Genomic DNA, 23,579 nt, shown 5'->3' with positions numbered 1-23,579 from the left:
GCGTGCCACGCGGCTTGTGTCGAAATATTTCGAAACGAGCTGACTTCAAGAAGGAGTGGACAGTGGCACCGGGGTGCCGATCCACGTCGCCCCCGCCGCGTCCGAGTTACTTTTCAACGAGCCGCGGCCAGCCTCGGCGTTCGACGTACGGAGATCAGCGTGGAGTCCAGGACATCATCCCGCCGCACCTTCCTCACCCTCTCCATGGGCCTCCCCCTCGGTGCCGCGTTGGCGGCCTGCGGCACGTCCGGCCCCGCCCCGTCCGGCGGAGGCACGGGTGGCGGCGCCGCCGGGGGCAACGGTGGCGGCGGGGGCAAGGCCACCTACTGGTTCCTCCAGGGCCCGCCCGGTGAGGCCCCCCGCACCGCGTCCGTCCAGCGGTTCAACAAGGCCAACGCCAGCGGCCAGATCGCGATCACCACGATCCAGAACGACGCGTACAAGACGAAGATCAAGACGGCGATCGGCGCGAACCAGGCGCCCACCATCATCTGGGGCTGGGGCGGCGGCGGTCTGCGCAGCTACGTGCAGGCCGGCCAGGTCGAGGACCTCACCTCGTGGTTCGGCGAGAACGCCGCCGTGAAGGACCGGCTGTTCCCCGGCGCCTTCGGCGCCGCGACGATCGACGGCAAGATCTACGCGATGCCGTGTGAGACCGTGCAGCCGATCGTCCTGTTCTACAACAAGAAGGTCTTCGAGAAGGTCGGCGCCCAGCCGCCGCAGTCGTACGGCGACATCCTCGACCTGGTGAAGAAGTTCAACGCGGCGGGAATCGCGCCGTTCTCCCTGGCCGGCCAGTCGCGCTGGACGAACATGATGTGGCTGGAGTTCCTCTTCGACCGCATCGGCGGCCCCGAGGTGTTCCAGGCCGTCTTCGACGGTGAGAAGGACGCCTGGAACAACCCCGCCTCGATCGAGGCCCTGACCAAGATGCAGGAGCTCATCAAGGCCAACGCGTTCATCAAGGGCTTCTCCTCGGTCACCGCCGACTCCAACGCCGACCAGGCGCTGCTGTACACCGGCAAGGCCGCGATGATGCTGCACGGCAGCTGGTCGTACGGCATCCAGCAGGCGCAGGGCGGCGACATCGTCCCCAGCGGCGGCCTCGGCTGGATGAACTTCCCGGGGGTCGACGGCGGCAAGGGCGACCCGACCAACACCGTCGGCAACCCCGGCCAGTACCTGTCGATCTCCTCCAAGGCGACGCCCGAGCAGAAGGAGATCGCCAAGAAGTTCTTCGCCACCGGCGTCCTCGACGACCAGGAGCAGAAGGACTGGGTCGGCACCGGCGGCGTGCCGATCGTCAAGGGCTCCGACAAGCTGTTCGCCGGCTCCAAGGACGCCGAGTTCCTGAACTTCATCTACGGCGTCGCCAGCAACGCCAAGGTGTTCGCCCAGTCGTGGGACCAGGCGCTCAGCCCGACCGCGGCCGAGGTGCTGCTGGACAACATCGCCAAGCTGTTCCAGCTGTCGATCACGCCGCAGCAGTTCGCCACGAACATGAACGCGGTCATCGGTAAGTGAGCATGTCCGCTATCAACGCAAGAAGGACGTCGTCCGCCGTCGCGCCCAAGGCGCGCGGCGGCGTCATCCTGCCGTGGCTGGCCACGCCGGCGCTGGTGGTCTTCGCCGCCTTCGCGCTGATTCCGCTGGTCGGGGTCCTGCTGCTCAGCTTCACCTCCTGGGACACGCTGGGCGAGATCAAGCTGACGGGGCTCGAAAGCTGGCGGGCCGTGCTCAGCGATCCCGGTCTGCCGCACGCGCTGTGGGTGACGTTCCTGATCACAGCGCTCTCCTGGGCGGTCCAGACACCGGCCAGCATCCTGATCGGCGTGTTCCTGGCGGGCCGTCAGCGCTACCGCGAACTGCTCGCGGTGCTGTACTTCATCCCGCTGCTGCTCAGCTCGGCGGCCATCGCGATCACCTTCAAGGCGCTGCTCGACCCGAACTTCGGGCTCGGCGCGGGGCTGCACATCGACCTGCTCAACCAGGACTGGCTCGGCACGCCCAGCCTCGCCATGGGCGTCGTGATCTTCATCGTGTCCTGGCAGTTCATCCCGTTCCACGCGCTGCTCTACCAGGGCGGCGTACGGCAGATCCCGCGTTCGCTCTACGAGGCCGCGGAGCTGGACGGCGCGGGGCGGGTCCGCATGTTCTTCAACATCACCCTGCCCCAGCTCAAGTACACCGCGATCACGTCCTCCACTCTGATGATCGTCGGCTCCCTGACCTTCTTCGACCTGATCTTCGTGCTGACCGAGGGCGGCCCTGGTGACGCCACCCGCGCGCTCGCCCTGGACATGTACAAGCGCGGCATCCAGGCCAACCTCATGGGTCAGGCCTGTGTGATCGGTGTCATCCTCGTTCTCGTGGGTCTCGCCCTGGCGCTGCTGCTGCGCCGGCTGGGCGGCCGCAACCCCAACGCCAGCCAGCTGGAAGGGGCCTGACCGTGACCGCGACCCACACCTCGAGGGCAGCCCAGCGCACCGCGGCCCCAGGGGCGCACGGACGCCGCCGGCACAAACCGGCCTCCCAGCGCCCCAACTGGCTGGCCGGGCTGATGGGCTGGCTGTGGCTGGCGGTGGTGATCATTCCGATCTACTGGATCGTGATCACCAGCTTCAAGACGCAGTCCAACTACTACATCACCAACCCGCTGGTGCCGCCCGGCGATCCGACGCTGGACAACTACCGGCTCGTGCTCGACCTGGACTTCCCGCTGTACTTCCTCAACAGCCTCCTCGTCGCCATCGGCACGGTCGTCCCGTCGGTCCTGTTCGCGTTCATGGCGGCGTACGCGATCGTCCGGAGCGCCGGCGCCAGCCGCTTCCTCCGCGGGGTGAACTCGCTGTTCCTCATGGGCCTGGCCATCCCGCTGCAGGCGACCGTCATCCCGGTCTACCTGCTGATCATCAAGTTGCAGCTCTACGACTCGCTGACGGCGCTGATCCTGCCGTCGGTCGCCTTCGCGATCCCGCTGTCGGTGCTGGTGCTGGCCAACTTCATCAGGGACGTGCCCAAGGAACTGTTCGAGTCGATGCGGATGGACGGCGCGACCGAGTGGAAGACGCTGTGGGGCCTGGCCTTCCCGCTCACGCGGCCGGCCGTGGTGACGGTGTCGATCTACAACGCGCTGCAGGTCTGGAACGGGTTCCTGCTGCCGCTGATCCTCACCCAGAGCCCCGACAAGCGCACGCTGCCGCTGGCGCTGGCGGCGTTCCAGGGCGGACCGTACGGCGTGAACGTGCCCGCCGTACTGGCCTCCGTCGTGCTGACCATCCTGCCGATGCTGATCCTCTACACGGTCGGCCGTCGTCAGCTGCTCAGCGGCCTGACCGCCGGTTTCGGCAAGTAGACGGAGGATCTCACGCTCCGCCGTACAGACGGCCCAGGTCGACGAGTTCCACGTCGGGCCGTCTGTCGGCGAGGCGGACCAGCGCGCGGGAGAACCCCGAGCGCGCGAACAGGAGCAACTTGGGCAGGGCGCCGACCTTGCCGGCGGGCAGCAGCCCGCGCAGGTGCTCCAGGCGTTCCAGCTGAGGGACGTCGACAGGGGCCTCGGTGCTCTTGGCCTCGCCGATCGCGGTGATCCGGTCGGCGGCGAACGAGGCGGACTCCATGACGACGACGTCGAGCTCGTGCCCCCGGCGGTGCTCCCGGCACGGCAGTTCCGTCGGACGCACCGCGCTCGCGACCCCGCCGAGCGTGTCCGGTGAGGCGTGCTCGAAGCACCACTGCCGCGCGAGGTCCTCGAAGTGCGCGCCGTAGATCTGCGAGGCGACGGTGTCCGCGTTGGTCTTCCAGACACGCTCGGCACGCCCGGCGACCAGCTCGGCCTCGTGGCGTTGGATGACGAGCTGGTGCAACCGCACGACGGGCTCGGCGATGCGGTAAACGCTGCGCTTACCCCGCAGGGCGTCGTCGATGTGCTCGATCAGTCCGATGTCCTCGAGGCCGCCCAGCAGATGGGCGAGGGCACTGCTGGGGCGCCCCAGCGCCGCCGCTATCTCCGAGCGCCGACGGTTGCCGGCGCTGATCGCGCTCAACGTGGCCGAGTACGAGGTCGGATCGGCGATTGAGGGCTCCTCCCGGAGCAGCAGGCCGCCTTCGCGGAACATCGCGGAGGCCGGGTTCAGCAGGCGCCGCTGAACCCAGCGGTCGAACTCGGGGACTCCGGCGGGCCCCGATCCCCCGCTCATCTCCAGATAGGCAGGGGTTCCACCGAGCAGGGCGTGCAGCCGGAACGCCAGCTCCGGATTGTGATCGACCCCCCAGAACGCCGCGGCCTCACGGAACCTGAACGGGCGGACCACCAGCTCCATACCGGCACGGCCACGCAGGGGCGCACCACCGGAGAGCAACTGTGCCATAGTCGTCAACGCGCTGCCACACAGGATCATCCGGGCCCGGGTGTGTTGCTTCGCGTAGCTCAACGGGCTGAGGGCCTGCTGGAGGTAGGAGGGCAGCGCGGGCGTCGCCGAGACGAGATAGGGGAACTCATCGATGATCAGGGGGGTGGCCTGGTCCTCCCCGAGCCGGAGCAACTCGTCGATGGCTTCACGCCACGTACGGAAGGCGACGGGCTGACGCAGTCCACGATGAGCGGCATAGGCCGCCCCGAGGTCGGTGAGGTTCTGCGTCTCGGTCTGCTGTGTCGCGCCGAACAGGAACCCGCCGGTCTGCTGGGCCAACAGTTCGAGCATGAGGGTCTTGCCCTGACGGCGGCGGCCGTAGACCAGCCCGAGCGTCGCCCCGGACATGGGGGACCCGACGAAGTCGGCGAGGTTCTCCCACTCGGTGTCCCGGCCGAACAAGCGTTCCGGCTTCTCCAGCAACGGCTGCTCCTTACACGAGGTAATAGCTCCACCTATCATAGTTGCAGCTATCATTTGCTCGCTCACCCTGCCGCTTTCAGGTCTTGTACGGCCGTCTTTCCGGGGCTACGCTCACGCCAAAACTATTAGGAAACTTTCCTAAGGAAAGGAAGGCCACGCGACCGGTCGTCGTGTCACCCGACGCCTCCTCGCGGACGCCGATCGGCACCCCCGGAAGGACGGCATTGATGAAGAAACGGCTGCTCAGCGCGTTGTTGCTCGCGTCGGGCCTCTGTCTTGCAGGGGTCGGGGCAGGCCCCGCCCCCGCGTCGGCGGCGTCCAGCGCCGTGCTCGCGTACGCGGCCTGGGCGCCCAACACCTATTACGCCACGGGCACGCGGGTGACCTACAACGGCGCCGACTACGAGTGCATCCAGGCGCACACGTCGCTGACGGGCTGGGAGCCGCCCAACGTCCCCGCGCTGTGGAAGGCGCTCGGGAGCGGGGGCGGCGACACGACGGCCCCCAGCGTCCCGGCCGGCCTGCGGGTGACGGGCACCACGTCGAGCGGCGTGTCGCTCGCGTGGAACGCCTCCACCGACGACGTCGGCGTGACCGGCTACCAGGTCTACCGCGGCTCGCAGCTCGTCACCACCGTGACGGGGACGACGTACACCGACGGCGGCCTGGCCTCGGGCACCACGTACAGCTACACGGTCAGGGCGCGGGACGCGGCGGGCAACGTGTCGGCGGCGAGCACCGCCGTCTCGGCCACGACCGGCGCGGGCACCGGCACGCCGGGGCAGCCGGGCGCCCCCATGGTAGCCGGCAGCACCGACACGTCGATCTCGCTGTCGTGGGCCGCCTCAAGCGGCACCGTGACCGGCTACCGCGTCTACGAGGGCACGACCCAGCGGGCCCAGGTCACCGGCACCACCGCGACGATCGGGTCGCTCGGCGCCTGCACCACCCACGCCTACACCGTCAGGGCGTACAACTCCGCCGGCGAGTCCGCGGCGAGCGCCGCCGTCACCGGCACGACCACCGGATGCTCCTCCGGCGGAGGGCTGCCCAAGCACATCCTCACCGGCTACTGGCACAACTTCGTCAACCCCGCCGTCGAGCTCAAGCTGTCGCAGGTGCCGCAGGACTACGACGTGGTCGCGATCGCGTTCGGAGAGGCGACCACCACGCCGGGGCAGGTGACGTTCGCCCTCGACCCCGGTCTGTCCACCGCCCTCGGCGGATACACCGAGGCCCAGTTCAAGGCCGACGTGCAGGCGCTCAGGCAGCGCGGTCAGAAGGTCATCCTCAGCGTCGGCGGCGAGGCGGGCCACGTGCAGGTGGCGAGTTCCGGAGCGGCGACGGCGTTCGCGAACTCGGTCTACTCGATCATGCAGACCTACGGGTTCGACGGCGTCGACATCGACCTGGAGAACGGCCTCAACGCCACCTACATGGCCCAGGCGCTGCGCGAGCTGCGGACGAAGGCGGGCTCCGGGCTGATCATCATGATGGCCCCGCAGACCATCGACATGCAGTCGACCGGCATGGAGTACTTCAAGCTCGCGCTGAGCGTCAAGGACATCCTCACCGTCGTCGACATGCAGTACTACAACTCCGGGGCGATGCTCGGCTGCGACCAGAAGGTCTACGGCCAGGGGTCGGTGGACTTCATGACCGCGCTGGCCTGCATCCAGCTGGAGAACGGCCTGCGTCCCGACCAGGTCGCGCTCGGCTTGCCGGCCGGTCCCGGCGCGGCCGGCGGCGGCGTCGTCTCCCCCGGCACGGTCACCAGCGCGCTCAACTGCCTGGCGCGGCGCACCAACTGCGGGTCGTTCGTCCCCTCGCGGACCTACCCCGACATCCGGGGCGCGATGACCTGGTCGATCAACTGGGACGCCGCGAACAACTGGAACTTCTCCAGGACCGTCAAGCCCTTCCTCGCCACCTTGCCCTGAGCCACCGGACGCCCCGCACTCGCGGGTGCGGGGCGTCCAGTCGAAGCGTCAGGCGTAGAGGAACCAGAAGTTGCCCCCGCCGGTTCCCCATTCGCAGCGGAAGGAGGTCCACCAACCCCACTGGATGCCGAGGTTGCCGCCGTTGTAGCAGTCCGACTGGTAGTAGTAGGCGTACCGGATGCTGTCCGCGTGTGCCGGCGCCGTGGCGACGGACACCAGGCCGGCGGTCAGGACGGCGGAGACGAGTAGAGCCCGTACCGTACGCATGCGATCCTCCCGGGATAGACGCCCGCAAGGCGAGCGGCACCCGCACTATCGCATCGCTGATCATGGGCGGCCAGAGAGCGCCGGAGGGCATGGGCCCCACCTGCCCGGCCGCCGCGGCGGCGCTGAAAGATTCACGAACCCCCGACTTCCGGCGCGTCCGGCGGAGGGTCCTCGTATGACCACCCCACCGGCCTCCACGCAGTACTCCAGGTCGAAGGGCCCGTTATGTCGTCGTCTGGTGCCATGATCGGCGGCAGTACGAGGGACGGGAGCGATACATGGTGGAGCAGGCCGCGCAGCGGGTCGCCGAGAAGATCGTGGCAAGCGCGCCGGCCGGCTGGACGCGGGTGGTGATGGCAGCCAAGGCGGGCAGGGGCGGCATCTCGCTGTCCGGCGGCTACACCGTCCCCGGCACGTCCCGCCGGCACCCGGTGCCCAGCGTCTTCGCGGAGCTGGGCAGCCTCGCGGAGGCGGTGCGGAAGGTCCGGGGCTGGGATCCCATGACTGTTGAGATCGTGTGCCGGCCGTCCGGGGAGTACGAGCTGGTCGCGTTCGCGGACGTGATCACCAGCCTGCGTGGAGTGGGCGGCGGCTTTCAAGCCGTCCTGGACCCGAGCTACCGGCTGCCTCCGTCCGATTCGGGTCAGGAGGAGAGCACGGCCCCTCCGGCGGGCGATCCGGAACTGGCGGTGGCACGGTTCCACGCGTACATGGAGCGGCGGGCCGCGATCTTGGGGCGGCCCGAACAACTGCCGCCGCCCGCGTCAGCCGCCGCACTCGACCGGGCAGAGCGCCGCATCGGCCGGCCGCTGCCCGCCGACCTGCGTGCGCTGTATCTGATCGCGGACGGCGATGGCATCGACTACGAGCACCGCTACCTGCTCCACGACAACGGCTGGCTGGCGCTGGAGGACCTGGTCGCCGTCCACGCCGACCTGTGCGAGCCGGTCTGGTACGGCTGGGAACTGGGGTGGAACTCGGTCGTCTTCGACGCCGATCCGCCCGGCACCGTCCGGCGGGCCGGCGGACACCCGGCCTGGGTGCCCTTCGCCACCGGCGAGGACGGCAACTACCTGGCGGTGGACCTGGCCCCGGCCGGGAACGGCCGCCCGGGCCAGGTCATCCGCGTCGGCCGCGACTACGACGAGTGTCCGGTATACGTCGCCGACTCCGTGACCTCGCTGCTCGGCCGCCACCTGGAACTGCTGGAACTGGGCGCCTACGAGAAGCACGACGACCACATCGAGCTGGTGGAGCCCGAGCCGAGGCGGGGTCCCGAGAGGATCGTCGGCGAGATCCCCGGCGAGGTCCCGCCCGGCCTTCAGGCCGTCCACGTCAACGACGCCGCGAGCCCGGTCGATCTGGCCCCGCTCACCGGCGCCGCGAACCTGCGGCTGCTGCACCTCAATCGCTGCGCAACCACCGATTTGGCACCGGTTCGCACGCTGCCTGTCGAATCTCTGCGCGTCACCCTGGACGGCGGCGACCTGACCCCGCTCGAAGGCCACCGCCACCTGACCTCCCTGGAACTGGGAAGCACCACCCCGATCGACATCGTCGCGTTGCGCACCGTCCCCAACCTGCGCGGCCTGGACCTCTCCCGGGCCGTCGTCCGCGACCTGACCGTCCTGGCCGACCTGCCCGACCTGCGCTACCTGGCCCTCACCGCACGGCAGTGGACCGCCCTGCTCGACGAGGGCAAGGCACCGCACACTCTCGCGGCCGCCCGCCTGACGGACGACGACGCCTCCCTCGTCGAGGCGCTGACCTGGGCGGCCCGGCTCGGCCTGGACACCGGGGACGCGCTCCGCACCGCCGGCAGCCTCCCCCTCTGACGCAGGCCGTTTCTTCAGAGAGCGACGGTGCGGAATCCGGCGTTGGCCATGGAGGAGTCGGGGGTGTTCGACGACCGCGCCGAGTTGCGGTAGCGGTTGCAGTAGGAGTCGTGGCACAGGAACGAACCGCCGCGCAGCACCCGGGCCCTGCCGCGTAGCGGACCGCGTGGGTTGTCCGAGGGCGAGTAGACGTAGTAGTCGGGCGCGTACCAGTCCGCGCACCACTCCCAGACGTTCCCCACCGTCTGCCACAGCCCGTACGCGTTGGGCGTGAACGTACGAACCGGAGCGGTCGTGAGATAACCGTCGTCCAGGGTGTTTTCGGTAGGGAAGACGCCCTGCCAGATGTTCACCCGCCACTCGTCCTGAGGTAGGTCGTCTCCCCAGGGGTAGCGGGCGCCGTCGAGGCCGCCCCGGGAGGCGTACTCCCACTCGGCCTCTGTGGGCAGCCGACGGCCCGCCCACGAGCAGTACGCCATCGCGTCGTTCCAGCTCACGTGGACCACCGGGTGGTCGGGCTCGGCCTGCGACAGCCGCCCGGCGGGGTGACGCCAGTCGGCGCCGCGCACGCCCACCCACCAGGGGGTGCCGGGCACGGGGCCCATCACGTCGTCGGGGTGGGCGCGCATCGCCAGGTGGAAGACGGCGGAGAAGCCGTACTCCTCCGCCTCGGTGCGGTAGCCGGTCGCCTCGGCGAAGGCGGCGAAGTCCGCGACCGTCACCGTCGTGGCGTCGATCGAGAACGGCGCCACGGTGACCGCGTGCACGGGCCCCTCGCCGTCGCCGGGGTTGCCGTCGCCGGTGGCGTCGCCCATCCGGAACCCGCCGCCGGGCAGGCGCGCCTGCTCGATCCCGTGCCGGCCCCCCGCGGTGAAGCGAACCGGCTCACGGGGCTGTCCCGGCGTCGCGGGCGTGCAGCAGCTCCCCGACATGGTCAGGCCCCCGTGTATTGCAGCGATCGGGGCACCGGCTGGCTCGGGTGCGGCTCGTCGCCGAGGGCCGCCTGCGCGTGCCACATGCGGACCTTCATCTCCTCGCGGACCTCCCGGTAGGCCGGGTCGTCGTAGACGTTGCGCAGTTCCTCCGGGTCGGCCTCCAGGTCGTACAGCTCCCACTCACCCGGGTAGCTGAACGCGCCCGTGCCGGGGATGCCCATGCCGTCGTTGTAGAAGTAAATGATCTTGTAGCGGGACGTCCGGTAGCCGTAATGGGCCGGCGCCTTGTGGAAGACGTCGTCGTGCTCCCAGTAGCGGTAGTACATGCCCTCCGCGGGCGGCGGGCCCGGCTCGCCGGTCAGGTCGGCGAGGAAGCTGCGGCCCTGCATCCGGGGGTGGTGCGCCACCCCGGCCGCGTCCAGCACGGTCTGCGCGAAGTCGACGTTCGTGACGATCCCGGTGTGCACCTGGCCGCCCGGGATGCGCCGCGGATAGCTCAGCACGAGCGGCATCCGCAGCGACTCCTCGTACATGAACCGCTTGTCGAACCAGCCGTGGTCGCCCAGGAAGAAGCCCTGGTCGGAGCAGTACATCAGCAGCGTGTCGTCGAGGTCACCGCGCTCGCGCAGCCAGTCGACCACCCGGCCGACGTTGTCGTCCACCGACGCGACGACGGCCAGGTAGTCCTCCATGTAGCGCTGGTACTTCCACAGCGCCAGTTCCTCGTAGGACAGCCCCTCCGGCGGGTCCTGCTTGAGGTCCTCGGCGTTGAGGTGCTCGGCGATCCGCATGGCGGCCCGCCGGGCCGACGACGAGCGCGTCGCGTAGTCGTCGTCGAACGTCGAGGGCACCGGGATGGGGTCGGTGTACATCCCCGCGTGCTTGTCGTCCGGCTCCCACGGGCGGTGCGGCGCCTTGTGGTAGATCAGCAGGCAGTAGGGATCGTCGCCGTCGAGCGAGTCGGCCCAGTTCAGCGCCATGTCCGTGATGAGGTCGGTGGCATAGCCGGGGACGGTCCGAAGGCCCTCCTCCGACAGGAACGACGGGTCGAAGTACTCCCCCTGCTCGATCAGCACGTCCCAGTAGTCGAACCCCTGAGGGTTGTGCCCCGGGCCGTCCCCCATGTGCCACTTGCCGACGATCGCGGTGCGATATCCGGCCGCCTTCAACTGGCTCACGAACGTCGGCTGCGCCGCGTCGATCGGCGTGACCAGCGTCGAGACGCCGTTCACGTGCGAGTAGGTCCCGGTCAGGATGCTGGCCCGGCTCGGCGAGCACAGCGCGTTGGTGGCGAAGCAGTTGTCGAACCGGACGCCGAGGTCCGCGATCTCGTCGATCCGCGGCGTCCGGTTGACGACCGATCCGTACGCGCTGACCGCGTGCGACGCGTGGTCGTCGGTCAGGATCATGACGATGTTCGGACGCCTGCTCACCGGTAGGTCGCCTCGTCCAGTCCGCTCAGCGTCGGGTCGTAGGAGACGTCGCCGACGTCGTACATCGAGGTCATCCAGTGGTAGAAGTTGTCACCCCGGTCGCGCAGCACCTGGTAGAGGCGCCGCATCAGCCGTCCGCGCACCTCCGCCATCTCGGGGTGGTCGTAGACGTTGAGCAGTTCGTCCGGGTCGGTGAACAGGTCGTACAGCTCGTTGGTCGAGTCGGGGTTGACGACCAGCTTGTAGCGGTCCGTCCTGATCATCCGCTGCGGGTACGGGAAGTGGTGCCCGTGGAACTCGCAGACGATGTCCTGCTCCCACGGCACCTCGCGGGTGGAGGCGAGCGGCACGAGGCTGCGCGAGTCGACCGCGGGGGCGGGGTCGATCCCGGCCAGCTCCAGGATGGTCGCCGTGCAGTCCAGCAGGCTGACGAACTCCGTCCGGACGACCCCGGGCTGCTGGCCGGGGATCCGCAGCAGGCCGGGTGTGCGGTAGATGTCCTCGTACATCGCCGGGCCCTTGTCGTGCAGGCGGTGGGCGCCGGTGAACTCACCGTGGTCGCAGGTGAAGAACACGGCCGTGTCGTCGTTCAGGCCGAGGCGCCGCATGGCGTCCATGACCCGGCCGATCTCCATGTCGATGAGCGCGACGTAGCCCCAGTAGACCGCGATGAGCTTGCGCGTCACCTCCAGCGGCATGGTGTCGAACGTCCAGTGCGCGCTGTAGTTGGCCTGCACCCGCGGCTTGCCGGCGAAGGTCTCGGCGATCGACTTGGGCAGCTCGACCAGCTCGGGGTCGAACATGTCGAAGTACTCGTCCGGCACGATGTACGGCAGGTGCGGGCCGAAGAAGTTGAGCTGCAGGAAGAACGGCTTCGGCTCGGCGGCGTACCGCTCCAGCATCTCGATCGCCCGGGTGGCGAGGTAGTGCTCGAACGTCGCCTCGACCGGCTGGCGCAGCCGCGCGGCGAGCAGGTTGCCCGGCCCGCCGTTCGGCAGCGTCCCGCGGATGCGGTCGTGGATCTCGTAAGGCGGCAGGTCGTTCGCCTTGAGATAGTCGAGGTAGTCGGGGTGGTCCACGGGGTTGTGCCACCCCGGCAGGTCCGGCCCGTCGAACCCGAAGTCGGCGGCCCTGCGGTGGTGCCCGACGTGCCACTTGCCGATGAGCCCGCAGTTGTACCCGGCGTCCCGCAGGGCCGTGGAGAAGGCCCACTGGTCGTCGGGCAGGTCCTCGATGTAGCCGACGTTCCTCTCGTGGTTGGCGAGCAGCTTGTGCCGGAACGGCGCCTGCCCGGTGAGCAGGCTCGCCCGCGCCGGGGTGCAGATCGCGGTGGGCGTGTACCAGCGGTCGAACCGTGTCCCGGTCCGGGCCAGCTCGTCCAGCACCGGGGTCGCGGCGAGACGGTTGCCGTACGTCCCCAGGGTGTCGGCCCGGTGCTGGTCGGTCATCAGGAACAGAACATTCACTTGGCCGCGCCCGTGAACAGATCGCCGGTGTAGTACGTCTTCGGGTCCACGGCCGAGGGCAGCTTGCCCGCGCCGACGAAGTAGTCACCCATCCCGCTCAGCCACTTCTCGATCGTCCCGTCCTTGCTGTAGCCGTCCAGGTCGGAGAGCGACAGCACCTTGGAGTTGGCGGCGTCGGCCTTGACCTGGTCGGCCGACAGCTTCAGCATCTCGGCGGTCGCGGCCACGGTCTCGTCGAGGTGCTCGCTGCGGTACTGGATGGCGTCGCGCAGCACGCCGATGACCTTCTCGGTCTTGTCCTTCTCCTTGGCGACGACGTCGTTGCCGGCGACGAACGCGGTCGGGAACGACACGGTGTCGGCGAAGTCCTCGTTCTTGGCCAGCTCGACCAGGTCGGGGACGCTCTTCTTGATCGTGGAGATGGCCGGATACCAGAAGCCGGCCGCGTCGATCTGCTTGGAGGTGAACGCCGACACGATGGTGGAGGCGTCCATTGGGACGATCTTCACGTCGTCCTTGGTCAGCCCGGCCTTCTTCAGCGCGAGGGTGAGGATCATGTCGCCGGAGGTGCCCTCGGGCACACCGATCGTCTTGCCCTTCAGGCCCGCCAGGGACGTGATGCCGGCCTGGGCGATGACGCGGTCGGCGTTGCCGAGCGTGTTCAACGCGACGACCTTGGCCTTGCCGGAGGCGGGCAGCCACATGGCGCCGGGGCCGATGTAGCCGAAGTCGAGGTCGCCGGTGCCCAGCGCCTGGATCTGCAGCGGGCCGTTGGTGAACACGCTGACCTTGGCGTCGAGGCCGTGCTTCTTCCACAGGCCCTGCTTGTCGGCCACGGCGAGCAGGCTCGCGCCGTTGAAGTCGGCGATGTAGCCGAAGTCCACGTGGGTGGTGCCGCCGTCCGAGCCGCCCGCGGCGCCGGAGTCGTCCGATCCGCAGGCCGCCGCCGACAGTGCCACGACGACCGCCGCGGCGGCCAGGAGTGTCTTCTTCATTTCGCGGGCTCCTTGATCTGCCGCTGGTGGTACACCGCGTGCCAGACGCGGTTGCGCAGGGCCCCGAACTCGGGGCTCAGCCTCATGTCCTCGTCGCGCGGGTAGGGGAGGTCGACGTCGATGATCTCGGCGATGCGGCCCGGCCGGGCGGCCATGACGACCACCCGGTTGGCGAGGAACACCGCCTCGTCGACGTCGTGGGTGATGAACATGACCGTCCGCCGTTCCTTGCTCCAGGTCTCCAGGAGCTGCTCCTGGAGCCGCACCCGGGTCAGCGCGTCCAGGGCGCCGAAGGGCTCGTCCATGAGCAGGATCGACGGGTTCACCGCGTACGCGCGGGCGATCGCGCACCGCTGCTTCATGCCGCCCGACAGCGTCTTGGGCAGCGCGTCGGCGAACTGCTCAAGGCCGACCAGGCGGATGAAGTGCTCGGCCCGCTCCCGCCGCTCCCCCTTGGGGACCTTCGCGGTGCGCATGCCGAACTCGACGTTCTCGCGGACGGTCAGCCACGGGAACAACGCGTACTGCTGGAAGATGACGCCGCGCTCGGGGCCGGGGCCGGTGACCGGCTTGCCGTCCACCAGCGCGGTGCCGCCGGTGGGCTGCTCCAGCCCGGCGAGGATGTTGAGCAGCGTGCTCTTGCCGCAGCCGGAGGGGCCGACCACGGTCACGAACTCGTTGTCGCCGATGTCCAGCGAGACGCCGCCGAGCGCGACGAACGGCTCCTTCCCCACCGGGAAGATTTTCTGGACGTCGCGTACGGAGATCTTGGGAGTGCTCATCGGTTCTCCTGCCAGGCCGTCAGCTTGTTGCCGGCGATCATGAGCAGCCGGTCCATGATCAGGCCGAGGACCCCGATCGCGATGATGCCGACGAAGATCGTCGGAAGGTCGTAGTAGAGCTGCGCGCTCTGCATCCGGTGACCGAGCCCGGCCTGCGCGGCCAGGAGTTCGGCGGCCACCAGCGTCCCCCAGGCCGAGCCGAGCCCGACCCGCATGCCCACGAGGATGAACGGCGTCGAGGCCGGCACCACCACGCGGCCGAAGATGGTCCCGTCGCTCGCGCCGAGCACCCGCGCGGCGTTGATGAGCGTCTTGTCCACGTTCACCACGCCCTGATAGGTGGAGATGACGCAGGACAGGAACGCCGCCAGGAAGATGACGAAGATCTTCGGGCTCTCCCCGATGCCCATCAGGACGAGCACCAGGGGCAGCATCGCCAGCGGCGGGATGGTGCGGAAGAACTGGATCCACGGCTCGAACAGGCCGCGGGCCACCGTGTACCACCCCATCACGAAGCCGACGATCACCGCCGCGACCGAGCCGAGGGCGAACCCGGCCAGCACGCGCCCGAGTGAGGCGCCGACGTCGGTGGCCAGCGTGCCGTCCTGGATCATCTTCCAGGCGGCCGAGACGACCTCGGCCGGAGTGGGGAACTGGAGTCCGGCCAGGGACAGCCCCCACCAGATCGCGATTCCGGCCACGATCGAGATGATGTTGAGGACCAGGAAGGTCCGGTTCTTGCGCGGCCGGGCGGGGGCGTTGTCGGCCCTCGTGGCGCCCGCACTGGTCACGGCCACTATCGGCCTCCGTCCGTCGTGACGTTCGCTTCGTATCCGGCGAGCAGGGGGGACTCGTGGAACAGGGCCGCGATGGCCCCGCGCGCTCCGCCGTCGTCCGAGAGCAGGGCGGGGCGGATCACGGGCGCCGCGTCGATGCGCCACGACAGCTCGTAGGTGACCGTGTCCGCGACCTGGCGCAGCAGGGCCGGGGCGACCTGGATGATCTCGCCGCCGAGCACGATCTCGTCCGGATTGAGTGTCATGGCCGCTGTGCCGAGCACCCGGCCGACCGCCGTGCCCGCCTCGCGGAGCACCTGGTCCACGGTCGGGTGGGCGATCTCCACCGCGGCCTTGAGGTCGTCCAGCGTGTCCACGGGCACGCCGAGCTCGCGGCACCGCCCGAGGATCGCCGGGACCGACGCGACGGTCTCCACGCACCCGCTCTTGCCGCAGCGGCACCGCGCGCCGCCCGGGACGGCGGTCACGTGGCCGAGCTCCCCCGCGTACCCGTTGGAGCCCTTGACGAGCTGCCCTCCCACCACCAGACCTCCGCCGACGCCGTCGGACAGGCGCAGGTAGATGAGGTCGCGTACGGAGTCGGACTGAGCGTGCAGGGCCTCGGCCAGCCCGGCGAAGCGCACGTTGTTGTCGACGATCACGCCGGCGTGGAAGCGGGTGGCGAACACCTCGGCCACGCCGTCGGCGCTCGAACGGTCGCCCCAGCCCGGCACGCCGATGGCGATCGCCTGAAGCGCCCCGTAGTGGACGCCGGTCTCGGCGCTCAGCCTGTCGATCAGCGCGAGCCCGGCGTCGAGACGCTCGGGCCACTGTGCCGACTCCTCGTAGCGGGCGGTCCCGGACGCGATGATGTCGTGCGCGGCGTCGGCCACCAGGACGTTCACGCGGCGGTGGCCGAAGTCGACGCCCATGTACTGCCCGGAGGCCGGGTCCAGCGCGAGCCGCTCAGCCGGCCGGCCGCTGCCCACGCGCTCCACGGCGTCTGTGTCGACGACGCGGATGGCACCGCGGCCGAGGAGATCGCTGGTGATCTCGGAGACCGTGGTGCGTGACAGGCCGACCCGGGCCGCGATCTCGTTGCGGCTCTGCGCGCCGTTCTGGCGGAGCACGCGCAACACCCGCTCCTCATGGGAGCGGCGCACGAGGGCATGCACGCCGTTGGGGGTCGTTGACACGCTGGAAACCTAAGGTTCGTCTGTTTTTTACGTCAACCATCCGACAAAAAGATTCGATAAATATGTCCGGAATCTTGACGAAAGCCTCTGACCAGCACGGACACCTCCCCGACAAGCTCCCAGGCATCCTGCCGCACCCGCCGGAGGCCGCTGAGGCCCCTGGGACACGGGATTCTGACGGCGTCTCGACGGAAAAATTTCACCTGTCTACGGTGCTCGCCGTGAGACAACTGGTGATCGGAGCCTTACTCCTCGCGTCCTCCGTGGTCCCGGCGACGCTGCCCGCCCAAGCATCGACAGCGCAGGCATCGACAGCGCAGTCATCGACAGTGCAGGCGGCGTCCGGCCCCACCTACGCCAACCCGGTGAGCGGCGGGGCGGTGCAGACCTTCCCCGACCCGACGATGATCCGCGGCAAAGACGGCCTCTGGTACGCCTACGGCACCACGAACCCGATCGACGGGAAGAACGAGCACATCCTGCCGATGCTCACGTCCCCCGACATGGTGCACTGGACGTACGCGGGAGACGTCTACACCGGAGACGACCACCCCTCGTGGTGGCCGAACGGCACGCGCCCCTGGGCACCGGACATCCGGTATGTGGACGGGACCTACCACCTGACGTACGCGCTCTCCACCGGCGGCGTCGGGCTCGCGACCAGCCCGCACCCGACCGGCCCCTGGACCGACCACGGCATGATCGTCCGGGCGGGCGGCAGCGGCTGCCCCACGGGCAACATCGACCAGGCCATGTACACCGACGTGAACGGTGACAACTACCTCTACTGGGGCAGCTACGACACGATCTGCGGCGCGAAGATGAACGCCGAGGCGACCGAGGTCACCGGCCCGGTCACGCAGATCGCCCGCGGGCGCCGCATGGAGGGCGGCTTCGTCGTCCGGCGCGACGACAAGTACTACCTGTTCTTCTCCGACGCGGGGTGCTGCGACGGCGCGTTCAGCGGCTACACGGTCAAGGTCGGCCGTTCCGACGGCCCGCTCGGGCCGTTCACCACGCCGACCGGCGTCGACCTGATGGACCTGACCAGCAAGGACGGCATCGTCCTCGCGGCCAACGGCAACGGCTGGGCCGGCCCGGGCCACAACGCCGTCCAGACCGACCTCAGCGGGCAGGACTGGCTGGTCTACCACGCGATCCCCTCGTCGGCCCCCGAGTTCGGGCCGGTCACGACGACCTGGGGCACGACCATCGGCAACCTGAGCCGACGTCCCCTCATGATCGACCGGCTCGACTGGATCGACGGCTGGCCGGTCGTACGGGCCGGGGCCGGGCCGTCCACCGGCGAGCAGCCGGCGCCGGTCACCACGTGGACCGTGGGCGGCACGTTCAACGAGGGCAAGGACGGGTGGACCGGGCCGTGGAAGCTCGCCTCCGACCCCGACTCGCTCGGCTACCTCAGCGGCAAGGGCGTGACCAGCGAACTCAGCGACGACCGGGTCCAGGGCGACGTGCGTGTGGAGGCCGACCTGCGCCTCGGCGCGGACGGCGACGCCGCCGGGCTCTTCGTGACCCGCGAGAACGGCGCGCGGAACATCACCGCGTGGCTCGACCGGGAGCAGGGCGCGCTCGTGGTGACGGCCAAGGTGAACGGGAAGACGACGACGGCCTCCAGCCCGCTGCCGGCCTCGTTCGACTACGGCTCCTGGCACAACGTCGCCGCCGAGCGGCGCGGGAACGCGCTGGTCGTGTCGGTGTCGGCCGACCGGCTCGGGGACCCGCTGGCGACGGTCTCCATGACGCTGCCCGACGGCGCGCCCACCTCGGGTGCCATCGGCGTGACCACGCGCGGCGCTGCCGACGCCGACAACGTGGGCGCCGCTCCGCTGTACCAGCCGGTGACCGAGCGAGTGCCCGACCCCGTCCTGGGCACGCGGCTCCCGGCGTACTCCGACGAGTTCGACGGCACCGGCTCGCCCACCGGCTGGACCAAGGTCCGCAACCCGTCGGCCACCCTGTCGAACGGCTCCCTGGTCTGGCCGACCCAGAACGCCGAGCTGTACCTGGGCAACAACAGCGCGTCGATCCTGCTCCGCGACGCACCGCAGGGTGACTTCGCCGTGGAGACGAAGCTCACCTTCAACGGCACGAAGGGCAACCAGCAGGCCGGTCTGCTGCTGTACGAGAACGACGACCGGTGGCTGAAGCTGACCCACTCGATCCTGCCGCTCAACCAGGGCAACGGCGCGGTGCTCCACCAGACCGAGTTCGGCAAGGAGGGCCCGCGTCCGGGCACCACCCCTCCCACCGCGGTCGCCAACGCGCCCATGTTCGGCGGCCCGGCCGCGGAGACCACCTGGCTGCGGCTGCTGTATCACTACGACCAGGAGAACGGCGAGCACGACGTCCGGATGGCGTCGAGCACCGACGGCACCCACTGGATCTGGGGCGGCACCTGGTCGCTCCCGCGCACCGGGCCGGTGAAGATCGGCCTGGTCTCGATGAACACGGCGGGCGCCACCGCGACGTTCGACTACTTGCGGACGTACGAGGTGACCAGCCGATAACCGGCGACCGGCCGCCCCTTCACCCAAGGGGCGGCCGCTCAATGCGCGGGGAATGATCCGCTGCGGTTTGCGCCGGGGCCGGGGCGCGGGCCCGCGGGCGGGGTAGAGGCATTCCGATGCCGATCATCCACACCCTCACGGGATTTCCTGACTCCCTTCCGCGACGGCCCGCGACGACGGCGGCGACGCTCGCCCTCGCGCCGGCCCTGGCCCTGGCTCTGGCCCTGGTGGCGCCGGTGGCCGCGGGCGCGGCGGCGGCCGGTGACGGCAACGGGAACGGCTCCGCCGTACGCGTGGGCAACGGCTCGGCCAACCGCAACCTGGTGGCGATGGGCAGCACGCACCTGCGCGGCGCCCTGCACCAGTTCTCGGCGGGAGTGGGCGGGCTCAGCAGCGTGCAGGGCGGCCTGTGCAGGCCGCGCGGCCGGCTCTGCGCGCTGTCGCAGGACATCCGCGCCACCAGAGCCAGGGCCACCCGGCGGTGACCCGCTGATGCGCTGCGGTCTCGCCCTGGCGGCGGTCACGATCGCGACGGCGGCGCTCGCCGCGTCGCCCCCTGCCGCCGCGTCGCCCCCTGCCGCCGCGTTGCCCCCTGCCGCCGCCGCACAGGCGGCGGTCACCCATGCGGCCGGGAACGGCGACCGCAACGGCAACAGCGCCACCGTCCGCCTCGGCAACGGGATCCGCAACGTCAGTCAGCTGACGGTGGGCAGCGCGCGAAGCGCGACCGGCATCCAGCAGAGGACGGTCGGCGTCGGCGGCCTGGCGAACGCGCAGAGCATCATGTGCCGCCGGTGGTCCCGCCTCTGCGACCTGACGCAGCGGGTGCGGGCGTCGGACCGGCAGAACGACGTGGTCCGCCTTCCGGAGACGCGAACCCGGCGGGGCATCGGGTCGTCGCCCTTGCGCCGGGCTTCTACGGCCAGCCCGCGCCGGGCACCGTGACCCGGGTCGAGAGCACCTGCCCGGTTCCGGGTGGCACCATCTCGGGCATGCGCCACTCGGCCGCCACGATGAACAGCGTCTTCCCGTCCTGGCCCCCGAGCGTGCAGGCGAAGCATCCCCGGTCGACTTCGACGGTCTGGAGGACCTCGCCGCCCTCCCGGATCCGGACGCAGCGCCTGTTGCCGACGTCGGCGTACCAGACGGCGCCCTCGGCGTCGACGCAGATGCCGTCGGGGTGGTCCTCGCCGGTCCCGGCCCAGACCCGGCGATGGGACAGGCCGCCGTCCGCCTCGATGTCGAAGGCGAGGAGCCTGTTGCCGTACGAGTCGGCCACGATCAGCGTCGAGTTGTCCCGCGTCACGGCCATGCCGTTGGGAAAGGCGATGTCGTCGGCCACCTGGCGCGCCGAGCCGTCGGGGCCGACGTGCACGACGTATCCGGGGTCGAACGCCGCACCGCTGAGCATGTCGAAGCCGATCCGGTTGACGTAGATGTTGCCGCGGCCGTCGATGACGATGTCGTTCCAGCCGCGCCCGAGACCGGTGAGGTCGGCCAGGGTCGTCGACGAGCCGTCGGGTTCCAGCCGCTGCAGCAGCCCCCGCGCGGAATCGACGATCACCAGCCGTCCGTCGGCCTGCCACGCCGTGCAGAGCGGAAGCGAGTCCACCCGGGCCACCACTTCGTGCGTGCCGTCCAGGCCGAGCGCGATCACCTCGTGCGCCGTCCAGTCCGAGAAGTACAGGCGGCCGTCGTGCCAGCGCGGCGACTCGACCAGCCCGAGACCGGTGAGCCACGTGCGCAATTCCGTCATCGAAGACTCCCATCGCCGCGTTCGATCGGACAGTACGCGGCCGCTACGACAGTTTCCGCGTGCTTCTCACCGGCGCCGCGAGGGATCAGAGCACAACGGAGATCGTTCCGCTGGGAGGTCCTAATCCTCGTTCAGCGACCGTGACGAGCGCGCCACCCCGGGGTAGATGCCCGGCAGGTCCGTGCGAACGGATCTCCTTGACGGACGACGGGGAAGGCGCGGGAGAACATGGCTCGTCACAGGGCTCGTCACTGGGCTCACAACAGGGGGCGGCACTCGCTCACCGGCCCGGCGGCGCGACTGCTGGCGCTGACCGCGCTGACCTTCACGAGCGCCGGCCTCGCGTTCTCCCCCGTGAGCGCGGACGCGGCGACGAGCCGGGGATGGGGCGGCGGCGACGGGAACGGCGCCAACTCCAGGTATGTGATCAACAACGGTCAGAACAACCTGAACTCCCTGCTCGTCGGCAGCCAGCGGAACACGACGGGCGCTCAGCAGGTCATCACGGGCGTGGACGCGTCGGTGAACACGCAGGCCTCCAACTGCCTGCACCGGCCCGGCTGCAGGGGCTCCCAGAACCTCCGGGGCCGCAACCAGAGCTCGCCCAGGACGAACGGCACCGTGATCAACGGACGCTGACGCGCCGCGAAACTGCCGGGAACATGGCGGGACACGCGCGCCGGGGATCACCGGCAGGACCGCTGCGGAAGCTACGGTGTGACCAGGCTTCGAATCGGCGGACGGGCGGTGGCGGATGCTTCATTCCTGCGGCGCATCTCGGCGTGTCCCGCTGTTCGCCGTCGTCCTCGTCGCGGCCACCGCCGCGCAGGTCCTTCTCACCGCTCCCGCGAACGCGCGGGCCGGGCGGGGGGACGGGGACGGCCCGGCCTCCGTCGGCAACGGCACCCGCAACCGCAACATCGTCTATCTGGACAGCCCCACGCGCAATCGCGGTCACCAGCACACCGCGGCCAGCACCGCGGGCGGGGCGACCAGCGTGGCGGACGGTTTCTGCCGCCGGGCCAGGAACTGCGACATCAGGCAGAACATCGCGGTCGCCGTCGCCGCGCCCCTGTAGCCCTCCTCACCTGCCTCTGCTCACTTACTCAGCGCGCGTACGGCCTCTTCCGGGCTGTCGTAGAAGGAGAGCAGCCGGTCCAGGCCCATGATCTGGAAGACGCGGGCGATGTCGGGGTCCAGGCCCGCCAGGAGCAGGGCGGCGCCCGCGTCGGCGGCGCGCTGGTGGGCCGCGACCAGTATGGCGATGCCGGTGGAGTCGCAGAAGGTCAGGCCGGACAGGTCGATCACCAGATCGGCGTCCGGGGCGAACTTCACCTCCTCCAGGGCCGCCCGTAGGCGTGGAGTCGTGTGATGATCCAGGTCACCGGCCACGACCAGCAGGTGCGGCCCGGAGGTGTGCGGCTGGAGGCTGACGGTCAGACCGTTGTCATGCTGCACCGAGGCTCCCGGAGGACGGCGTTCGAGTGGCGGGCGGGACGGACAGGGCGAGGACCGCGGTGTCGTCTGACACCCCCTTGCCCAGGGCCGTGATCAGGTCGTGCACGGTGGTGAGGAGGGCGTCGGCGCTCGTGGGCCCGGTGGCGGCGAGATGCGCGGTCAGTCCGTCTTCGTCGAGCATCGAGCCGGACGGCGTCCGCGCCTCGGTGAGGCCGTCGGTGTAGAGCAGCAGCGCGTCACCGGCGTTCAGGCGCGCGCTCACCTGGGCGAAGTGGGGATCGCGCAGGATGCCGATCAGCTGACCGCCCGCCGGGTGGATGGGCTCGACGGCGCCGTTCGCCCGCACCGCCAGCGCAGGGGGATGGCCCCCGGTGGCGAGCGTGACGCCGAACCCGTCACCGTCGGGCTCCAGGACGCCGAAGACCGCCGTGCAGTACGGCACCGGGGCCTCGCCGCCCGCGTGCTCCTGTTGCAGGACCGCGTCGAGATTGGCCAGCACCGCGTGCGGGTCGGCGTCGTAGACGGCCGCGGCGCGCAGGGTGTAGCGGACCAGTGACGTCAGCGCGGCGGCGTCGGCGCCCTTGCCGCAGACATCGCCGAGGAAGAAGCCCCACCGGTCGTCGTCGAGGGGGAACAGGTCGTAGAAGTCGCCACCCACCTCGTCGGCCGAGACGGGGTGATAGGCGGCGGCCGCGCACAGTCCGGGCACCCGGGGCAGCGCCGGCGGGAGCAGGGTGCGCTGCAGGGTGCGGGCCAGCCGCTCCGCGCCCGCGCGCAGCTCCCTTTCGACCTCGACCGTACGGTGCGTGGCCAGTCGCACCTCGAGTTCGTCCATGACGAGGCCGGCCAGGTCCCGCAGGCAGGCCAGCTCCTCGTCGCCGGCCTCACGGGGGCGGACGTCCATGACGTTGACGCTGCCCAGTGCCTCGCCGTCGGGCGTCGTGATCAGCGCGGAGGCGTAGAAACGGATGCCCGGCTCACCGCGCACCGCCGGGTCGCCGGCCGCTCGAGGGTCCAGCAGCGCGTCGCGGACGACGTAGGGGCCGCCGTGCCGTACGGCCGCGGCGCACAGGCTCTCGACGAGCCCATGGCGCGGTGGCAGCCCGTGCGCGGCGACGACGCGGACCGTGTCGTCGCCGACGATCGTCACCGTGGCGAAGGGAGCGCGAAAGATCCGCGCGGCCAGGGCCGCCACCCGGTCGAACGCGGCGCCGGAGGCGGTCTCCAGGGCCGCGTAGCGGCGCACGGCCGCGAGACGGCCGGCCTCCGTGGCGGAGGCGAGCGGCGTCGGCCTGCCGGGCGCTTCGTCGACGGTGCTGACCTCGGGCTCCTTCCGCTCTCACCGGACCGGGGCCCTGAAGCCCGCCTGCCTGGTGA

Annotated in this window: 22 protein-coding genes; 10 read left to right on the top strand and 12 right to left on the bottom strand. The window is 70.2% G+C overall.

All coding sequences use genetic code 11. The annotated features are described in order from the left end of the window. The first annotated feature begins 159 nt into the window (after positions 1–159). The 3 genes from FH610_RS18045 to FH610_RS18035 are packed head-to-tail and all read left to right on the top strand — an operon-like array spanning position 160 to position 3,355. Positions 160–1,524, top strand: coding sequence for an extracellular solute-binding protein (locus FH610_RS18045; protein WP_240809037.1), 1,365 nt, complete (start codon positions 160–162; stop codon positions 1,522–1,524). A gap of 2 nt (positions 1,525–1,526) precedes the next feature. Continuing rightward, positions 1,527–2,447, top strand: coding sequence for a carbohydrate ABC transporter permease (locus tag FH610_RS18040; RefSeq protein ID WP_139575724.1), 921 nt, complete (start codon positions 1,527–1,529; stop codon positions 2,445–2,447). 2 nt (positions 2,448–2,449) lie between these two features. After that, positions 2,450–3,355, top strand: coding sequence for a carbohydrate ABC transporter permease (locus FH610_RS18035; protein ID WP_420813718.1), 906 nt, complete (start codon positions 2,450–2,452; stop codon positions 3,353–3,355). A gap of 10 nt (positions 3,356–3,365) precedes the next feature. On the opposite strand, the gene FH610_RS18030 is transcribed toward FH610_RS18035, so the two are convergent. Next, a complete protein-coding gene (locus tag FH610_RS18030) occupies positions 3,366–4,835 on the bottom strand; it encodes an AAA family ATPase (RefSeq protein WP_139575606.1) in 1,470 nt (489 codons plus the stop codon). Positions 4,836–5,062: 227 nt separating this feature from the next. On the opposite strand from FH610_RS18030, the gene FH610_RS45230 reads away from it, so the two are divergent. Further along, positions 5,063–6,775, top strand: a complete 1,713-nt coding sequence (locus FH610_RS45230) for a fibronectin type III domain-containing protein (protein ID WP_139575600.1) — start codon at positions 5,063–5,065, stop codon at positions 6,773–6,775. Positions 6,776–6,823: 48 nt separating this feature from the next. Here FH610_RS45230 and FH610_RS18020 read toward each other — a convergent pair whose 3' ends face one another. Next, on the bottom strand, positions 6,824–7,042 hold the full coding sequence (locus FH610_RS18020) for a hypothetical protein (RefSeq protein WP_139575597.1): 219 nt from the start codon (positions 7,040–7,042) through the stop codon (positions 6,824–6,826). 278 nt (positions 7,043–7,320) lie between these two features. Here FH610_RS18020 and FH610_RS18015 point away from each other — a divergent pair, with 278 nt between their 5' ends. Beyond that, positions 7,321–8,877, top strand: a complete 1,557-nt coding sequence (locus FH610_RS18015; protein WP_139575596.1) for an SMI1/KNR4 family protein — start codon at positions 7,321–7,323, stop codon at positions 8,875–8,877. Between the two features lie 14 nt (positions 8,878–8,891). Here the strand turns inward: FH610_RS18015 and FH610_RS18010 are convergent, their stop codons facing one another. From FH610_RS18010 to FH610_RS17980, 7 genes are read right to left on the bottom strand one after another with little or no spacing between them, the layout of a single operon-like run. Then, positions 8,892–9,809: a formylglycine-generating enzyme family protein gene (locus tag FH610_RS18010; protein WP_139575595.1), complete on the bottom strand. Its 918-nt coding sequence runs from the start codon at positions 9,807–9,809 to the stop codon at positions 8,892–8,894. A gap of 2 nt (positions 9,810–9,811) precedes the next feature. After that, on the bottom strand, positions 9,812–11,245 hold the full coding sequence (locus tag FH610_RS18005) for a sulfatase family protein (protein WP_205825850.1): 1,434 nt from the start codon (positions 11,243–11,245) through the stop codon (positions 9,812–9,814). Continuing rightward, positions 11,242–12,711, bottom strand: coding sequence for a sulfatase family protein (locus FH610_RS18000; protein ID WP_276607683.1), 1,470 nt, complete (start codon positions 12,709–12,711; stop codon positions 11,242–11,244). The genes FH610_RS18005 and FH610_RS18000 overlap by 4 nt, the downstream gene beginning before the upstream one ends. Beyond that, entirely contained in the window at positions 12,708–13,706 is a 999-nt protein-coding gene (locus FH610_RS17995) for an aliphatic sulfonate ABC transporter substrate-binding protein (RefSeq protein WP_139575593.1), read from the bottom strand. Before FH610_RS17995 ends, FH610_RS18000 begins: the two co-directional genes overlap by 4 nt. Continuing rightward, positions 13,703–14,488, bottom strand: coding sequence for an ABC transporter ATP-binding protein (locus tag FH610_RS17990; protein WP_139575592.1), 786 nt, complete (start codon positions 14,486–14,488; stop codon positions 13,703–13,705). Before FH610_RS17990 ends, FH610_RS17995 begins: the two co-directional genes overlap by 4 nt. Beyond that, positions 14,485–15,285 (bottom strand): ABC transporter permease, encoded by an 801-nt coding sequence (locus tag FH610_RS17985; protein ID WP_205825849.1) that lies wholly within the window; start codon positions 15,283–15,285, stop codon positions 14,485–14,487. The genes FH610_RS17990 and FH610_RS17985 overlap by 4 nt, the downstream gene beginning before the upstream one ends. Further along, a complete protein-coding gene (locus FH610_RS17980) occupies positions 15,285–16,460 on the bottom strand; it encodes an ROK family transcriptional regulator (RefSeq protein ID WP_205825848.1) in 1,176 nt (391 codons plus the stop codon). Before FH610_RS17980 ends, FH610_RS17985 begins: the two co-directional genes overlap by 1 nt. A gap of 221 nt (positions 16,461–16,681) precedes the next feature. On the opposite strand from FH610_RS17980, the gene FH610_RS17975 reads away from it, so the two are divergent. From FH610_RS17975 to FH610_RS17965, 3 genes are all read left to right on the top strand, one after another. Continuing rightward, a complete protein-coding gene (locus FH610_RS17975; protein ID WP_205825847.1) occupies positions 16,682–18,988 on the top strand; it encodes a glycoside hydrolase family 43 protein in 2,307 nt (768 codons plus the stop codon). 116 nt (positions 18,989–19,104) lie between these two features. Then, entirely contained in the window at positions 19,105–19,473 is a 369-nt protein-coding gene (locus FH610_RS17970; protein ID WP_139575590.1) for a hypothetical protein, read from the top strand. Positions 19,474–19,480: 7 nt separating this feature from the next. Continuing rightward, positions 19,481–19,933 (top strand): hypothetical protein, encoded by a 453-nt coding sequence (locus tag FH610_RS17965; protein WP_139575589.1) that lies wholly within the window; start codon positions 19,481–19,483, stop codon positions 19,931–19,933. On the opposite strand, the gene FH610_RS17960 is transcribed toward FH610_RS17965, so the two are convergent. Further along, on the bottom strand, positions 19,905–20,744 hold the full coding sequence (locus tag FH610_RS17960; protein WP_139575588.1) for an SMP-30/gluconolactonase/LRE family protein: 840 nt from the start codon (positions 20,742–20,744) through the stop codon (positions 19,905–19,907). The genes FH610_RS17965 and FH610_RS17960 overlap by 29 nt on opposite strands. Positions 20,745–20,972: 228 nt before the next feature. Between FH610_RS17960 and FH610_RS17955 the strand changes: the two genes are divergently transcribed. Then, a complete protein-coding gene (locus tag FH610_RS17955) occupies positions 20,973–21,383 on the top strand; it encodes a hypothetical protein (protein ID WP_139575587.1) in 411 nt (136 codons plus the stop codon). 115 nt (positions 21,384–21,498) lie between these two features. Further along, positions 21,499–21,822, top strand: a complete 324-nt coding sequence (locus FH610_RS17950; protein ID WP_139575586.1) for a hypothetical protein — start codon at positions 21,499–21,501, stop codon at positions 21,820–21,822. 20 nt (positions 21,823–21,842) lie between these two features. Here the strand turns inward: FH610_RS17950 and FH610_RS17945 are convergent, their stop codons facing one another. Both FH610_RS17945 and FH610_RS17940 read right to left on the bottom strand, forming a co-directional pair. Continuing rightward, entirely contained in the window at positions 21,843–22,202 is a 360-nt protein-coding gene (locus FH610_RS17945; protein WP_240809036.1) for an STAS domain-containing protein, read from the bottom strand. Then, positions 22,192–23,448: a PP2C family protein-serine/threonine phosphatase gene (locus FH610_RS17940; RefSeq protein WP_139575585.1), complete on the bottom strand. Its 1,257-nt coding sequence runs from the start codon at positions 23,446–23,448 to the stop codon at positions 22,192–22,194. Before FH610_RS17940 ends, FH610_RS17945 begins: the two co-directional genes overlap by 11 nt. Positions 23,449–23,579 lie beyond the last annotated feature (131 nt).

Source organism: Microbispora catharanthi, from assembly GCF_006334915.2.
Classification (GTDB): Bacteria; Actinomycetota; Actinomycetes; order Streptosporangiales; family Streptosporangiaceae; genus Microbispora; species Microbispora catharanthi.
The sequence above is the reverse complement of the archived record's forward strand: the minus strand, read 5'-3'. Positions and strand labels throughout refer to the sequence as shown.